This is a genomic window from Nostoc sp. DedSLP04 (genome assembly GCF_034530775.1).
Classification (GTDB): Bacteria; Cyanobacteriota; Cyanobacteriia; order Cyanobacteriales; family Nostocaceae; genus Nostoc.
In genome coordinates this window covers 19,545-35,666 of sequence record NZ_JAVRCL010000014.1, presented here as the reverse complement: position 1 = coordinate 35,666, position 16,122 = coordinate 19,545, and the positions used below count along the sequence as shown (strand labels likewise).

The following is a 16,122-nucleotide window of genomic DNA, read 5'->3' as shown; positions in this document are numbered from 1 at the left end:
TTCAAATCACCTACTAGAACACAAGGCGCGATCGCTTTTCATTACTTTCTGGTTAGTCTGCAAATAATCATGTAGCAAATCGCAACCGCGTGCCAGTAATTTATCCAGTTGGATATCTGCTAAATCTCGGAAAATTACTGTGCTATTACCACTACCCGCAGCCAGAGTCTTGCCGTCATGGCTGAAACTGACGCTGGTTAACTCATCTTTATCGCCTTTCAAAGCAATTAGCAACGTTCCTTCTCGGTTCCAAATCCTTACTTTGTCATCACTGCTGGCTGCCAGAGTCTTGCCATCGGGGCTAAAACTGACACTGATAAAACTATCGCCATCGCCCGTGAGATTATTTAGCAACTCACCGTCTCGATTCCAAATCTTCACTGTGCTATCAATACTAACTGAGGCAATGCTTTGACCATCAGGCGACCAAGCAACTCCATTTACTCGGCGACTATGACCAATTAATGTATATAGCAATTTACCCTCTATAGTCCAGATTTTCACGGTTTTATCATCACTGGCTGAGGCTAGCAACTTGCCATCTGGGCTAAAGCTTACCCAATTCACCGCTTCTTGATGTCCCTGCAAGGTATTGAGCAGTTTACCGTTGCGACTCCAAAGTTTTACTGTTTTATCTTTACTAGCCGAGGCAATTACTTGACCATCAGGCGACCAAGCTACACTCAAGACGGTATCATTATGACCTTGTAAGGTGTTGAGCAGTTTACCGTCACCACTCCAAAGCTTCACCGTTTTATCTTTACTAGCCGAGGCAATTACTTGACCATCGGGCGACCAAGCTACACCCCAAACTTGACCCTGATGCCCTGTGAATGTACGAAGTAGTTTACCGTCTCGACTGAAAAGTTTTACAGTTTTGTCTCGGCTTGCTGCTGCTAAGGTGCGATCGCCTGGGCTAAAACTGATGCTAGTTACCCAGTCATCATTATCGGCTTTGGGCTTTCGCAGTAACACATCGTCCCAATGCCAAAGTTTAATAGTTTTGTCCCGACTGGCGGAAGCAAGGGTGCGACCGTCTGGGCTGAAGCTGACACTGTTAACCCAATTATTATGTCCCTTCAGGGTTCCCAGCAATACACCTTCAAAACTCCAAAGTTTGATTGTTTCATCGGTACTTGCAGAAGCGATCGTGTTACCATCGCGGCTAAAACTGACGCTGGTAACTCCTGCGCTATGCCCCGATAAGGTTCGCAGTAGCTTACCCTCCAAATTCCACAGCTTGATTGTCTGGTCTAAACTAGCAGATGCAATTGTTTGACCATCGGGCGACCAAGCTACACTTTTGACTGCATCCTCATGTCCCTGCAAGGTTTTGAGCAGTTTACCATCCCGACTCCATAATTTCGCCGTTTTATCAGCACTCCCAGAAACTAAGGTTTGACCATCGGTTGACCAAGCCACACTTAAGACTGCACCATCATGTCCTTGCAAGGTTTTGAGCAGCTTACCATCGCGACTCCACAGTTTCACTGTTTTGTCTGTACTCGCTGAAGCAATAATCTGACCATCTGGGCTGAAACTCACACTATTCACCACACCCTGATGTCCTAATAAGGTAGCAAGCAGTTCACCCTCTCGACTCCAAAGTTTTATCGTCTTGTCTTGACTGGCGGAAGCAATGATTTGACTATCTGGGCTGAAACTGACGCTATTAACTACATCTTCATGCCCCGACAAGGTTTTAACTAAGCTACCATCGGGACGCCAGAGTTTGATTGTAGTATCGGCACTGGCTGAAGCAATTAAAGAGCGATCGCTGCTAAATGTAGCACTATTGACGCCAGATAAATGCCCATCCAAGCGGTTATATTCTCTTACCCCGGAAACAGCTTGATAAAGTGCCGTCTGTACTTGTTCTCTTGTATAAGAATCTATCCAGACTGTTTGTTGTAATTTTCTCCCTGCCTTTAAAGCTTCTTTTAAAGCATCAATACCTTTTTGGGAGGCAAAGAGAGCTTCACTGGATGCACTGAGAGTTTTAATTTCGCTATCTACTGCTGTGACGATGGAAACACTTAATCCGAAGATGGCGAGAACAGAAGCGGTGAGGGCAATTTTCAGCGAACGATTTAATTGAGCTTCACTAAGTCTTTGTTTCTTTTGACTTTCTGCAAGTTTAGCTGTTAACTCTTTTTCTTTGAGTTCAGCTCGTAATTGTTCAATTTCTAACTGACTTAATTCTTCTCGCTTGTGTAATTCTCGCAATTCTGTTAATAAGTCTAATCCCTGTTGGGGATGAGAATCTACCAATTTAGAACGCTGGTTATTCTGACTAAGTTCGCTTTTCAGTCGCTCAATCTCAGCTTGACTTTGTTCTACTTTGTAGCGCAACTGATTTAGTTGTACCTGTAAGCTCGATTCTTGTTGTTGCAGGTAGCGAATCAAGTCTACTAAATAATCGTGAATCAGTTGATAGCGTTCTGGTACATCAGGGAATAGTACCACTAAACCGGAGCGCACTAAAATTTCTAAGACTAACTCTAATTTGTCAGCATCTTCTAATTCTGATAGCTGCGCTGCTAACTCAGCACGAGTTTTAAAAGGTCGGTTGTTGCTTTCATCTGTTAATAAGTATAAGACGAGTAAAGCCGCTCGTTCATTTTCTGGGCCGCAGTCTTTAATCAGTTCCTTGATATATCTCTCGATGAGTTTGTTCGGTCTATATGGTTGATATTCTTCTAGGGTAGTAATGCGCTCATCTTGAATTTGCGCTCCCACAACTTGTAATTCAATCGGGCGGACTTCTCCAAATTCTGTGGATAAATCTTCGATTAAAGCATCAATTAAAGCGGGTTCTAAATTAAATTGCGATCGCTCTGTCAATTTTCGGATAATTGCTTTAGCATATTCTGGCGAAAAGTTATTCAACTGATAGCGGATATGCTTGTCGAGAATATTATTATTAATCGCTTCCAGTGCCGAGAGATGTTTAAAGTCTAATAACCGATGTAAATAATCTTCTCGCAAGGAAAGGATAACTTTAACAAAAGGTATATTCAGACAATCGCTAATAAATTTATCAAACTCTTGTTTTTGATTGCGATCGCTATAACCAAAGAAAAATTCTTCAAACTGGTCAAAAATTAAAACTGTGATCAAATGGCGATCGGCATTCTCTTGGAGTTGTTGTAAAATGCTACCAATGGTGAACGATATGCCAGAGTAAGGCAAAGCTTCCGCTTCAAGGGCTGCTTCTAGCTTAATATCAGCATAAATCGCCAGGGATGTATCACTAGACATCGCCTCACTTAAAGACTTTCCTAATTCCCGTGCCCAATCGGTATAAACTTGCAGTACCACAGGCACGGCTATTTGATCGCCAATAGCTCGATTTTGCAGTGCTGGAACTAAACCCGCCGTGACAGTAGAACTCTTACCCACCCCCGATGGGCCGTGAATTACTGTCAGCTTTTGATCGGCGCGGCTAATTCTGCCAATTAAGTTATTGATATCACGCTCTCGACCAGAAGCCGCAATTTCTAAAGCAATGCTGCTACTTCCAGAAGGTGACATTAATGCTGGGTTTGTCGCTTGTCTTTGGGGTTGCAAGCGTCCTGCACCAATAAAAGCCCGAAAACCATACTGTTGCTCAACAGAACGCCGTTTCTGTCGAATGTAATAGGCTTCTAAATATCGCCCTTCTTCAAAGTAGAGCGATCGCAGTCTCCGCAATAAGCGAATATAACGATGGGCATCGTATTGATGGGCACTGCTTTCTAAGGCTGCGGGCAGTTCTTTTGTCGCCTTATCTAAATATTCACGAGCAACTTCTAGCTCACCAACATTTCGCTGTGCTTTCGCTAAAACTAAATAGTAAATCTGCGCCAATAATAATGGAAATAAGCAGTTATAAGGGTCATTCTGCTTTTGCGCCTCACCTAATTTCAGCAGTGATACGTGTGCTAAGATACTCGCTTGTACCCACCGCGACTGCTGCACAGCCACTTGCGCCAGAAAACCGTAGTCACAAGCTAATTGGATTTGACTACCATAAGTTTGATGTAACTCCAGAGACTTTTGGGCAACTGTCTGCAATTCTTCCCACTCTTGCAGATATTGCAAAACCTCAGCAAGTTGATTAATAAATCCAGCAACTATATCTAAACGCCCAGCCACCTGCAAAATATTCAAGCACTGCTGAAAATAAGATTTAGCAGTGTACCAATGGCGGCGGTTTTCTATTTGATTTTGCTCTGCAAAACGGCAATAACACAGCCCAATATAAAACAGCAAAATTCCCTGTCGCAACAGTAGGGCAGATGGAGGATTAGGAGGCGTAGACGAAGAAAATACTTCTTCATCCCCCCCTGCTTCCCCTGCTTCCCCTGCTCTTTTATCCTCTATTTCTACTAACTTCTGCCAAATTTGCAAGCTTTGCTGAAAATGGCTTAAACCTGTATTGATGCGATCGCTAATATAATTATCTAGACCAAAAACAAATTCTAAACTAGCGTGGAGTTCTGGCTCTAAGGTAATACCACGATTGTGCAACTCTCTAATGGCAAAGTGCAGTTCATAACTATGTTCCCAGACTTGCTCGACAGTGGAATAATGCTTTGCAAGTTGAGGAGGTTGGTGTTGTGCGGCATCATTTGCTAACACTGTGGCAAATAAAGAGTCAGTTTCCTGTTGCAGAAATTGCAGCAGTGATTGAGTTGTCATTTCAAACCGAATCGGTGTCGCCGCCCAACTAGCAAAATCTGGTGCTAAACGGACTACTTTTTGCAACACTTCCTCATTCATCCAGACAATCATTGGAAATGGGTGGCGTTTGCGAAATTCATCCCGAATATGATTAATAGACCTCAGAAAATCGTCGAGTCCATCTACTGACTCTAAACCCAAAATCATCAACGCCGATGGCGGATTAGCTTCGGTTAGCAGTTGTAAATGAATGCTTGTATAAAGACTTCTGGCATTATGCGGCAGAACTACCTTTTGAATGTGGTGTACTCCTGAAGAGAGTTCTTCGAGTCGTTGCAACATTTGCTCTTGCAAAACTCGATAATTGCAGCACACCAAAACTAGGGAAAATTGACCGCTAGAAAGGGTAATTGCTCTCCCCAAACTCCGCAAAGCCCGCTCGTTAGCTGCTCTGATATCTACTTGTGCGTGTCGTTCAACCATGATTTAAATTTTTCCGTCTCTGCTAAAACTGGGTTGACGGCAAACCAAGCTCCCTGATGATCGCGATATTCAAATACAAATAGACTTCGCAAGAGGGTGTGGTATTCTATATCACCTCTAACTCGTTGCTGTTGCACCACCTGAAAGATTAATTCCCACTCATGAGGATCGATAGCGTTGGCTCGGTAATCCCGCTGTCTTTGAATTACCAGTTCGACACATTCCCGCTCAAAGGGTGGATCTTGTTCTCGCAGACAGTCAAACAGTAAACCTAATAAGTCGCGTACATGACCACCACTGATCAGGCACAATCGATCTAAAGTTTCTAAACTATCAAACACCTCTGTAATTAAGCCTAACCGATCGCTAGGTAAAATGTCTGGAAAAGCTCTAGCTAGCACCATTTGCCGCATCATTGTTAGCCCTTGGGGAAAAATCTCACCAGAGCGCAAACGCACAGGTATCATCGGTAACATTTTTGGGGCAACTCCACCCCCCAAACGATGCTGAAGTTCGGCGCTATCGTTAGAGAAAGTTAGGGCTAAAGGAATAGTATAGACTACATGACAATTCAGTTTGCGTAATTGTTCGCCACGCTGAATAAATAAATATTCTGGCAGCGATCGCCCCGATGGTAAAGGTCGAATTGCGACTCGATCCAAGTTATCAACAATTACCACTAATCCTTTTTTACTCCTAGCTTTCAGTTCTTTGTTAGCAGGTTCTAGTAATTCTTGATTAATTGACTGTAAAATATTTGCGGTTCGCGGTTCTAAATAATCTCGTAACCGCCGTCGCAATTGAGGACTTTCTTTTGTTTTCGCGGTAATTTTGGCAATCCCCACAGACAACTCTGCTTCTACCCCAACGTCAATTGGCGTCTGCAAGAAATCTACAACTTCACCAAACAACTTGCTAAAGTAGCGAGGCTTGAGCCTAATTTTCATCGCTTCTAGACTTTCACTCACCTGTCCAGCGATCGCCAACAAAATATCAGTCACATCCACATCAGCCATTTCTAAGACGTGGGTAGACTCAAAGTAAACTACATGAAATTGCTGCGCTTCTAACTCAGCTTTCAGGCGTAACAACTCCGTTGATTTTCCACAACCGAGATGTCCGGTAAATAGTTGACAGGTTGGTGTATCTGGCGATATTCTAGCGATCGTGCGCTGCAAAGCTTCGATAATTTTGCCACCCCGCACCGCAGCAAAATCAATATAGTACCTGCGATCGCTAGCGTTTCCTATAATTAGAGGTCTGCTCGGATTGCAAGCTTGATAAAATCTTTCTAAATCTAGGAGCATAACTAATCAAGTTCACTCAGAAATGGGGATACAAAAATTTACTAGTAGATAAATATATTGATTTTAGGTAATTTATGCCTTATTTTAATCAAACTACTAACTAAACTAGCAGCATTCAGGATAATTGATTATATTTATGTTCGACCTAGCACATCTTAATCGTGATGTCTTAATTAAAGTAAGCAAAAATACTATTATAAGTACAAATAGCAAAAGTATCTAAGATTAAATAAGGTACTCTTATGAATATTAAAAATATCCAACACAAAAAAAGGTACTGTTAAGTACAATTTTGTCGCTCTCTTGAACCGATCGTCAGCTTGATTTATTAACAAGCTTTCGTTAATTTTACAAAAAAATAATCTACAATCCTTATAGCATATCGCTTTTAATAAAAACGTTGGTTAAGTCAACTTGAGTTCAGAGTCACTTTTTAACTAGATTTTGCTTCTCGTTCTGAAATCAGCACGATTTTATTGATGAAAATCATGATTTTGTTGATGAAAATATGATTTTGTTGATGAAAACTATAATTTTGTTGATGAAAATATGATTTTGTGAATGAAAATCATGATTTTGTAATGAAAATCATGATTTTGTTAATGACAGCCTTTGCATTCAGAGTGACGACCTCTGAAGTATTGACAACCAGTAATCTAAAGCCCCATTGAGTATAAAATTATCTTGTCATGTAGCTTGTCAGGCAAAATATGCTTGATCAGCGCTCCAATTTTGGCATCTTGTCCAACAAGATAGCGCGTCTTGGGTTTTTTTGCAGTCAGCGCGTGGACAACAACTTGAGCCACAATATCCGCAGAAATTCCCTTAGATGCGATAATCTGCATTTTCTGGCGGACAATATTCATCGCTTGTCCGTAGAGATGTTGTGCCGTTTCGGGTAAATCCTGCTGTGCTACTTCAGATTGACTTAGGGACTTGTCCCAAATTGGGGTAGCAATAGAACCAGGTTCAACAATTGAAACTGAGATTCCCCAAGGTCGTAACTCCATCCGCATCACATCAGTGAGTGCTTCCAAAGCAAATTTAGAAGCATTATAAGCGCCCAAAAACGGCGTAGGACTTCTACCAGCAATAGAACCCATATTGATAATTCGACCCCGACTTTGGCGTAGAAGACCAAGAAATGCTTGTGTCACAGCTAATTGTCCGGTGACATTAACCTGCATCTGGTGTTGAAATTCAGCGATCGCTAATAATTCTAACGGCCCGGGAACAGCAATGCCGGCATTATTCACTAAACCTAAAATTCCCACACCACCAACTGCATTTGTTACCGTATCAACCGCAGCTGCGATCGATTCAGCATCAGTAACATCTAAAAAAATCGGAATCAGCCTTTGCGACCCTTTCTGTTTCAGTGTTTGAGCATCAGCATCTTGACGCACTCCAGCAAAAACAGAAAAGCCCAATTGGTCTAAAAGCAAAGCACACGCTTGACCAATTCCTGTTGAGGCTCCTGTAACCACTACTGTACGTTGATTTTCTACAACCATTAATTTTCTTTGATGATAGAGCTGCCGTAATTACGAATTACGAACTACGAATTACGAATTACGAATTAGTATCAATCTTTGCAAGTGCCAGCACGAAGGCAATCTTCGGTTTGGTCATCTCTAGCCGATATTTGCCACGGCAAGATGCGTAACTGAGCATTTGTACGGTAAGCAATTAGAGCAGCTATTGTGGGATACTTGTTTTTAACAATTGCCACGTCGCTACTAGAAGTATTGCCTAGCCCAACATTGTATAAATAAACAGGCAATGCCATGAGGGCAATGCAAATTATCCGGTTCATACCCAACCTCAGCTAACAATTTCCGATTACCATCTGTATAGATGCCACCTAGATGAACCGGATTTTTAAAACTGAGTATTAAATGTTGATGTTGTGCTAATTTACTCAGCGCAGTGGTCTGTCAAGTTGAAATTGATGGGTAAGCCAGTTCGTAGTAAGGACTTTAGTCCTTCATTCTCTAAACACTCAAGTACTTACTTACAAACTCATCAGAATTAAAATGACAGACTACTAACCGCAGAGACATGATTTCTAATTTATCGGTTCCACCCTTTTTTATTTTAGGTTAGGCATTGCCTACAAGATGTCTTCCTACTAACTTATGCAGATGCAAACCCAAAAAACAGGACAAAAACCCACAGTACCCAAAAACATATCTTAGTAGCTGCATTCCCCAGATAAAATAATGAAGAGTGCTGAGTCACCAAAATGGTCGATGACCGAAAAAAAGATACAATCCCCTAAATTTATTTATGGCATTGTTAATTTTGAATTTTGAATTTTCAATTCGGAGCGAAGCGAAGTGACGCCTTCACAAGACGTAGATACTGTAAACGTTCCTAACCTCGACCCAGAAGGATATGGCAATTCAGACACCGATCCTCTTGATGAGTTGCCTGGTGAAGTCGAAATGTCCCTTTTCGACCATCTAGAAGAGTTGCGACAACGGATTTTCTATTCGTTGATTGCCGTAGCAGTAGGCATTATTGGCTGTTTCTTTGCCGTTAAGCCGATTGTCCAGTTACTTGAGGTTCCAGCACAAGGAGTAAAATTTCTCCAACTTGCACCTGGAGAATATTTCTTTGTCTCTTTGAAAGTTGCCGCCTACACTGGCATCGTACTTACTAGTCCTTTCATTCTTTACCAAATTATCCAGTTTGTGCTTCCAGGACTGACTCGCCGCGAACGCCGTTTACTGGGGCCTGTGGTTTTGGGTTCGAGTGTGCTATTTGGAGCAGGTTTAGTATTTGCCTATTTACTTCTTATCCCCGCAGCCTTGAAATTCTTCATTAGCTACGGAGCAGATGTAGTCGAACAACTTTGGTCAATTGATAAATATTTTGAATTTGTGCTGCTACTGTTATTCAGCACAGGTTTAGCATTTCAAATTCCGATTATTCAACTGTTGCTCGGTAATTTGAATATTGTCTCATCAGAACGAATGGTTTCTGGTTGGCGTTACGTGATTATGGGAGCAGTGGTTTTAGGAGCCGTCCTCACACCTTCTACTGACCCCTTGACTCAAAGTCTTTTAGCAGGAGCAGTTTTAGGGCTTTATTTCGGCGGTGTGGGACTAGTGAAGCTTACAGGTAAATAACGATTTGCAATAGGTTATGGATGAAAGTGAATAAGTTTTAATACCAATTCTCTAAAATGAAGCAACACATTCAAACCCCGAAAGCCAGACCATATCTGACTTTCTTAATTACGAATTACGAATTACGAATTACGAATTACGAATTGGTATAAGGAGGACTACGAAGACAGACATCTGATGAAAAGGATATTTATAGGTTATTTATTAGGGTTGACATTATTAACCGCTTGTAGCGAAGCAGCCACAGATAGGCTTACACAAGAACTACGAACTGTCAAATCATGGACAGCTACAAGCAAAATGGTTGCTGATGCTTGGGTACGAGGTGCTGTGCCAAAAGTTTATGCGAAACAAACACTCAAGAAAGCACAGCAAGAGTTGCAAACAGAAACCGACAACATAGCCCAGATAGAATCATCTACAGCTATTCCCCAGCCTTACAAGTTAGAACTTTTAGGTCATATTAAACGGTTAGCAAAAATCACAGAGCAAATGTCAACCGCAGTCGAACAAGAAAATTATTCTGTAGTAGCACAAAGTATTAAGGATTTATCGCTAGAAGGACGAACCCTAGACTCGCAACTACCACAGCAGAACAAACCATGAAGAAAGTTTTGGAAATTGCGCTGGGGATTGTGACTAGTATAGGTGGCTTCTTAGATGTGGGTGCGATCGCTACAGCAGCAGAGGCTGGATCTATTTTCGGCTTTCAACTAATCTGGGCGATTATCCTGGGTACAATTTGTGTGATTTTTTTGGTAGAAATGTCTGGGCGGTTAGCAGCAGTTAGCAAGCATACTTTAGCTGCTGCGGTACGCGAACGTTTTGGGTTTAATTTTTATATTATTCCACTGATTGCCGAAGTGATAGTTGATTTTCTAGTGTTAGCAGCTGAAATTGGTGGTGTTTGCATTGCCTTACAACTGCTAACAGGTATTAGCTTTCAGTGGTATGCTTTACCCGTTGCCTTTGCAATTTGGTTGCTAATTTGGTACGGCAACTTTGGCATTATTGAAAATGGTATTTCCGTATTAGGGTTGGTGACACTAGTTTTTGTTGTCGCTACTTTTAAGTTGCATCCATCTCTAACACAACTTGGTAGTGGTTTGTTGCCAACTCTGCCACAACAAGATACCGCTCATTATTTATATCTTGGAGTTGGCATTTTGGGTGCTTTGATTAGCCCCTATTTATTTTACTTTTACTCATCTGGGGCAGTAGAAGATAAATGGGATGAAGGGTATATCGGTGTAAATCGCGCAGTTGCCGGTTTAGGAATGAGTTTTGGTAGCATTGTATCGCTAGGAGTGCTGATTGTGTCAGCACTCGTACTCAAACCCAAAGGCGTTGAGGTAGATAGCTACGAACAAGCAGCGTTGATGTTGACAGAGACTTTTGGTTACTGGGGCTTTGTCCTATTTGCAGCATCCTTGGGCATTGCTTGCTTTGGCGCAGCACTGGAAGTGACTCTCGACACAGCCTATATTGTTGCTCAATCCTTTGGTTGGAATTGGGGCGAAAATCTGAAACCTAAAGATGCCGCACGCTTTAGTTTGGTCTACACTGTGTTTGTCTTTCTCGCTTCTTTATTAATGGTATTTGGAATTGACCCGTTGCAATTGACTTTGTTTTCAATGGCGATTACAGCAGTGATTTTGCCGCCTGTGATTGTGCCATTTTTGGTATTGATGAACGATGAATTATATATCGGCAAGTATCGCAACGGTTGGATAAGTAATAGTGTGGTGATCTTTACAATTGTGCTGACATTCGTGTTAGCGATCGTTGCTATTCCACTAGAAATTCTTGGAGGGTAATCGCTGGTGGGCGTTCTTGTTAATCATCAACTGGAAGTGATAGAAAATGAACATTATTAGAGATGTACTTGATAACCAATTAGTTGACAGCGATCGCCGCCATCTAGGCAAAGTCGATGGCATTGTCATAGAGTTACGCGATGGAGAACCGCCACGACTCACTTATATCGAAACTGGTATGACAACTCTTGCACGACGTATTCATCCACGTTTAGGCAGGTGGGTAGCAGCAATTGAAAGTAGTTGGGGTGCTAAACAAAGTGAACCCTTTAGAATTCCGTGGTCAAAAGTGCGGGATGTTGGTATTGATGTTGAAGTCGAGATTGAAGCTGACCAAACTCCAGCATTAGCTTATGAAAAATGGCTTCAGAAACACATTATTGGCCGAATTCCAGGGGCAGAACATGGCAAGTGAAATTCATCTGGAACTGCTACTAGGGAAACAAGTATTGGATTCAACTGGCAAACCCGCCGGACGCATTGAAGAAGTACATGCCCAACAGCAAGGTGAAGAATGGGTTATTCAAGAATATCTGATTGGAACCACTGCTATCTTAGAAAGACTATCGGCTTGGGCAATTGGGTTGAGAATCTTACACTTCCTTGGGGCGCACAAGATCCACAGTGGCTATACAATATCTTGGGAGCAGCTAGATTTGACTGACCCTGAAAAGCCTCGTTTGCTCTGTACTTTAGATGATTTAAAAGCATTAGAGACTTCCAAAAAATAAAAATCCAACGTATGTTTGACTGCTCTGGCTATCGAGCAATTTAACGAGAGATGAGGGCTATGGGACTTGCGATCTTCAGGAAATAGCCTTGGAGAATATTTCTCGCTAGTGGGATAAGTTCAGGTTTTGTATCTGTAATTTCCTTTGGAAGTTGAGGTTTAAGAAGAATTTCAAATGTTGAGATAAAAGCCATTAGCTTTTTCCTTGAACAGGTGTATTTTTTCTTACCTTACCAATAGGGAAAAGGATTATACAGGACGTTATAGTATTTTTTATTCAAAAATACTGCAATTACTCATAAATTGATTAAAGTTAATGAAATAATTGGTCACAATATCCATTCTGAAGAACGTTCGCCCAAATCTAGAGGAATGCTGACAGCCTTGCCAAGTCGGGGGCGATCGCGTGTTTGGGCAATAAAAGTTTGTACCTGTGTTGACCCACCCAAGGCATGAAGATAATTGGCAATGCTATCGAGATGTTCTTGGTACTCCGCCTCACTCAAGGGAAAAGAAGCTTGCTCTAGATATTTCCACATTACTTGCAAAAATATCTTTCCCTGTGCCCGCCGGAACTGGACATCATAAGAATATCCCCACTTATCAAGCAATATCTGACGTAATTCCTGTCCTGTCATAGTCTTTTCTCAATCAGATTTTACATTTAGTTATGATGTTAAGTTCCGTGACTCCAGTATGATAAGGATATAAAGAAATGTAATGCTAACAGAAAAGATGCTGTTTATATCTTGGAACAAAGAATTATGGCATCGTTGTGAGCGCTAGCATTTCGACTTAGACAAGAGTTGCTCAAGTATTAGTACTTTTGTCAAAATGCTTAACAAAATACACAAAGAGCGCGTAGATTATGGCTCAATTTTCTGAATCAGCAGACGTGCCCGATATGGGGCGTCGTCAGTTCATGAATCTGCTCACTTTTGGGACTGTCACTGGAGTAGCTCTGGGTGCATTGTATCCCGTTGTCAAGTACTTTATTCCACCAGCAGCAGGTGGCGCAGGTGGCGGTGTAACAGCAAAAGATGAGCTAGGTAACGATGTTAGCGTCACTAAATTTCTAGAAAACCGGAATGCAGGCGATCGCAACCTAGTCCAAGGACTAAAAGGAGATCCTACCTATATTGTGGTAGACAGCAAAGAGGCGATCAAAGATTATGGCATTAACGCCATCTGCACCCACTTAGGTTGTGTCGTCCCCTGGAACGTTGCTGAGAACAAATTCAAGTGTCCTTGTCATGGTTCTCAGTATGACGAAACTGGTAAAGTTGTTCGGGGCCCAGCACCTCTGTCTCTGGCTTTAGCCCATACCAACGTAAACGACGACAAAATCGTCTTAACCCCTTGGACTGAAACCGACTTCCGCACAGGTGATGCACCTTGGTGGGGTTAATAATTTTGTCCTTAGTCATTTGTCCTTTGTTCAGGGCTTAATGACTAATGACTAATGACCAATGACTAATGACTAATTCAATTGTCGCCCTTATAGAGATGAGAAATGTTTTCCTAACAGCGAGATTAACTCGCAGTGCTAGAGCGATTGTAAAAACATTGCTCATAGCGATCGCTACTGTGACATTTTACTTCACCAGCGATTTAGCACTTCCTCAATCAGCTGCCGCCTATCCCTTTTGGGCACAGCAAACCTATCCCGAAACCCCCCGCGAACCAACAGGGCGAATTGTTTGTGCCAACTGTCACCTAGCCGCCAAGGTTACAGAAGTGGAAGTTCCCCAATCGGTGCTACCTGACACTGTATTCAAAGCTGTGGTGAAAATCCCTTACGATCTCACTGCCCAGCAAGTTGGTGCTGATGGTTCCAAGGTTGGCTTGAACGTTGGTGCTGTACTGATGCTACCCGAAGGCTTTAAGATTGCTCCTGAAGACCGTCTTTCTGAAGAACTTAAAGAAGAAGTTGGCGACACATTCTACCAACCCTACAGTGAAGATAAAGAAAACGTCGTCATCGTCGGCCCTTTACCTGGCGAACAGTATCAGGAAATCGTCTTCCCAGTTCTTTCTCCCAACCCTGCAACCGACAAAAACATCCACTTCGGTAAATATTCAGTTCACGTAGGTGGTAATCGGGGACGCGGACAAGTTTATCCCACTGGTGAAAAGAGCAATAACGCTGTTTACAATGCTTCCGCTACTGGCACAATTACCAAGATTGCTAAAGAGGAAGATGGAGACGGTAACGTTAAATATTTAGTCAACATCCAACCCGAAACTGGTGATGTTGTCGTTGATACGATTCCTTTAGGGCCAGACCTGCTTGTTTCCGAAGGGCAAGCAGTTAAGACTGGTGATGCTTTGACCAGCAACCCGAACGTCGGTGGATTCGGTCAAACAGATGGAGAAATCGTACTGCAAGACGCTTCCAGAGTCAAATGGATGATTGCGTTCATCGCTCTTGTAATGTTGGCTCAAGTTATGCTTGTGCTGAAGAAGAAGCAGGTTGAAAAAGTTCAAGCTGCTGAAATGAATTTCTAAATTCTTTGCTAAATTACTACTTGTAGGACAGGCATCTTGCCTGTCTTTTTTAACGTTAGTTACACGAAGCCTGGAAATTTGGGGCTTAGGATTGCTATAGAAAATTTCCCTACTGGAGACACGACATGGATGGGACAGCCTTAGTTGTGGGCGCAAGCGGCATCATCGGCAGCAATCTTGCGAGAGAACTGATCGCGAATGGATGGACGACCTATGGGTTGGCCCGAAATCTTAAAAAAGGGGTGGAAGGGTTACGCCCTGTTACTGCCGATCTGCTCGATCTAGCTAGCCTGAAAACTGCGCTGTCAGACATTGCCCCGACGCACATCTTTATCACGACGTGGATGCGTAATGCGACCGAGGCCGAGAATGTCAGGGTCAACGGCACGATGGTTCGCAATCTGCTGGATGTTCTGTCACTGAAAGACTCAGTGCAGCACGTCGCCCTCGTCACCGGTCTCAAGCACTATCTCGGGCCATTTGATGCATACGCCAGAGCCGGATCGCTGCCAGAAACTCCATTGCGCGAGGAGCAGCCCCGACTCGACATCGAAAATTTCTATTATGCTCAGGAAGATGAGGTCTATGCTGCAGCAGCCCGTGACGGTTTCACCTGGAGCATTCATCGCCCTCACACTGTCATTGGAAAGGCGGTCGGCAATTTGATGAACCTCGGCACGACGCTAGCCGTGTATGCCGCGATCTGCAAGGAAACCGGGCGCCCGTTCCGCTGGCCAGGTTCTGAAGCGCAGTGGAAGGGCATCTCCGACATGACCGACGCGCGGGTGCTGGCGAAGCACCTAGTCTGGGCGGCGAAGACCGAAGCGGCCCACAACGAGGCGTTTAACGTTGTCAATGGCGACATCTTCCGCTGGATATGGTTGTGGGGGCGGCTGGCTGACTGGTTCGGCATCGATCCCATCGGCTTCGACGGCACAACCCACCCGCTCGAAGCTGAAATGGCGAATGAAGATGCTGTCTGGCGCGAGATCGCAAAGCAGCATAACCTCACCGAGCCGGATCTGAGCCGTCTATCGTCTGCATGGCACACCGATCTCGATCTTGGGCGTCCGATTGAGGTTATGACCGATATGTCGAAGAGCCGCAAACTCGGCTTCTCCATATACCAGAAAACGGACGAGTCGTTTTTTGACCTGTTCGAGCAACTACGCGCAGATCGGTTGATTCCTTAGAACCTGGGTGGATGGCACTGGTAGCGTTTTATGGATGCCGAACGACAGCAACTCGGACTAAGCAGCGATGTCTACGACGGGCTACGCCTATGCAATCTGGAATTTTTGGTGATTTCACAACCTCCCAGTCATGGCGATCGCATTTTGAGCGATAGTATTGAATCTAGCCCTAGTTGAGTTGAGGTATCTGACCATGACAGCCTCAGTAGAGTATATCCCCGTTACGCCGATTGAGTACCCAGATGAGGATGGTAAGCCAATGGCTGAAGGTGATATCTAGTTCAG

16 protein-coding genes are annotated in these 16,122 nt (G+C 43.2%); 10 read left to right on the top strand and 6 right to left on the bottom strand.

Annotated features, from left to right (window positions below):
* Window positions 1–6: 6 nt before the first annotated feature.
* The 4 genes from RMX89_RS10775 to RMX89_RS10760 form a co-directional block, all read right to left on the bottom strand.
* Window positions 7–5,148, bottom strand: a complete 5,142-nt coding sequence (locus RMX89_RS10775; protein ID WP_322688924.1) for an eIF2A-related protein — start codon at window positions 5,146–5,148, stop codon at window positions 7–9.
* Entirely contained in the window at window positions 5,124–6,455 is a 1,332-nt protein-coding gene (locus RMX89_RS10770) for a P-loop NTPase fold protein (RefSeq protein ID WP_322688923.1), read from the bottom strand. Before RMX89_RS10770 ends, RMX89_RS10775 begins: the two co-directional genes overlap by 25 nt.
* A 656-nt stretch (window positions 6,456–7,111) precedes the next feature.
* Entirely contained in the window at window positions 7,112–7,969 is an 858-nt protein-coding gene (locus RMX89_RS10765; RefSeq protein ID WP_322688922.1) for an SDR family oxidoreductase, read from the bottom strand.
* Window positions 7,970–8,040: 71 nt separating this feature from the next.
* Entirely contained in the window at window positions 8,041–8,271 is a 231-nt protein-coding gene (locus RMX89_RS10760) for a hypothetical protein (RefSeq protein ID WP_322675223.1), read from the bottom strand.
* A 523-nt stretch (window positions 8,272–8,794) separates the two neighbouring features.
* Here RMX89_RS10760 and tatC point away from each other — a divergent pair.
* From tatC to RMX89_RS10735, 5 genes are all read left to right on the top strand, one after another.
* Window positions 8,795–9,589 carry a twin-arginine translocase subunit TatC gene (tatC, locus tag RMX89_RS10755; protein WP_322673130.1) on the top strand — a complete coding sequence of 265 codons (795 nt, stop codon included), beginning with the start codon at window positions 8,795–8,797 and terminating at the stop codon, window positions 9,587–9,589.
* A gap of 177 nt (window positions 9,590–9,766) precedes the next feature.
* The gene (locus tag RMX89_RS10750; RefSeq protein ID WP_322688921.1) at window positions 9,767–10,195 is read left to right on the top strand and encodes a hypothetical protein; all 429 of its coding nucleotides are present in this window, start codon (window positions 9,767–9,769) and stop codon (window positions 10,193–10,195) included.
* Window positions 10,192–11,406 carry an Nramp family divalent metal transporter gene (locus tag RMX89_RS10745; protein ID WP_322673128.1) on the top strand — a complete coding sequence of 405 codons (1,215 nt, stop codon included), beginning with the start codon at window positions 10,192–10,194 and terminating at the stop codon, window positions 11,404–11,406. Before RMX89_RS10750 ends, RMX89_RS10745 begins: the two co-directional genes overlap by 4 nt.
* A gap of 46 nt (window positions 11,407–11,452) precedes the next feature.
* Window positions 11,453–11,821 (top strand): hypothetical protein, encoded by a 369-nt coding sequence (locus RMX89_RS10740; RefSeq protein ID WP_322673127.1) that lies wholly within the window; start codon window positions 11,453–11,455, stop codon window positions 11,819–11,821.
* Window positions 11,811–12,137: a hypothetical protein gene (locus RMX89_RS10735; protein WP_322682743.1), complete on the top strand. Its 327-nt coding sequence runs from the start codon at window positions 11,811–11,813 to the stop codon at window positions 12,135–12,137. The genes RMX89_RS10740 and RMX89_RS10735 overlap by 11 nt, the downstream gene beginning before the upstream one ends.
* 40 nt (window positions 12,138–12,177) lie before the next feature.
* Here RMX89_RS10735 and RMX89_RS10730 read toward each other — a convergent pair whose 3' ends face one another.
* Window positions 12,178–12,330 (bottom strand): hypothetical protein, encoded by a 153-nt coding sequence (locus RMX89_RS10730; RefSeq protein ID WP_322688920.1) that lies wholly within the window; start codon window positions 12,328–12,330, stop codon window positions 12,178–12,180.
* A 135-nt stretch (window positions 12,331–12,465) separates the two neighbouring features.
* Window positions 12,466–12,774, bottom strand: coding sequence for a DUF3067 family protein (locus RMX89_RS10725; RefSeq protein ID WP_179063611.1), 309 nt, complete (start codon window positions 12,772–12,774; stop codon window positions 12,466–12,468).
* Window positions 12,775–13,004: 230 nt separating this feature from the next.
* Here RMX89_RS10725 and petC point away from each other — a divergent pair, with 230 nt between their 5' ends.
* The 5 genes from petC to RMX89_RS10700 all read left to right on the top strand — a co-directional run bounded on the left by petC (window position 13,005) and on the right by RMX89_RS10700 (window position 16,117).
* Complete coding sequence (gene petC, locus RMX89_RS10720) at window positions 13,005–13,544, top strand: cytochrome b6-f complex iron-sulfur subunit (protein WP_292774200.1); 540 nt, start codon at window positions 13,005–13,007, stop codon at window positions 13,542–13,544.
* A 98-nt stretch (window positions 13,545–13,642) separates the two neighbouring features.
* The gene (gene petA / locus RMX89_RS10715; protein WP_322688961.1) at window positions 13,643–14,644 is read left to right on the top strand and encodes a cytochrome f; all 1,002 of its coding nucleotides are present in this window, start codon (window positions 13,643–13,645) and stop codon (window positions 14,642–14,644) included.
* A 125-nt stretch (window positions 14,645–14,769) separates the two neighbouring features.
* The gene (locus tag RMX89_RS10710) at window positions 14,770–15,837 is read left to right on the top strand and encodes an SDR family oxidoreductase (protein ID WP_322688919.1); all 1,068 of its coding nucleotides are present in this window, start codon (window positions 14,770–14,772) and stop codon (window positions 15,835–15,837) included.
* 30 nt (window positions 15,838–15,867) lie between these two features.
* On the top strand, window positions 15,868–16,014 hold the full coding sequence (locus RMX89_RS10705) for a hypothetical protein (RefSeq protein ID WP_322688918.1): 147 nt from the start codon (window positions 15,868–15,870) through the stop codon (window positions 16,012–16,014).
* The gene (locus tag RMX89_RS10700; RefSeq protein WP_322688917.1) at window positions 15,995–16,117 is read left to right on the top strand and encodes a hypothetical protein; all 123 of its coding nucleotides are present in this window, start codon (window positions 15,995–15,997) and stop codon (window positions 16,115–16,117) included. The genes RMX89_RS10705 and RMX89_RS10700 overlap by 20 nt, the downstream gene beginning before the upstream one ends.
* Window positions 16,118–16,122: the final 5 nt, after the last annotated feature.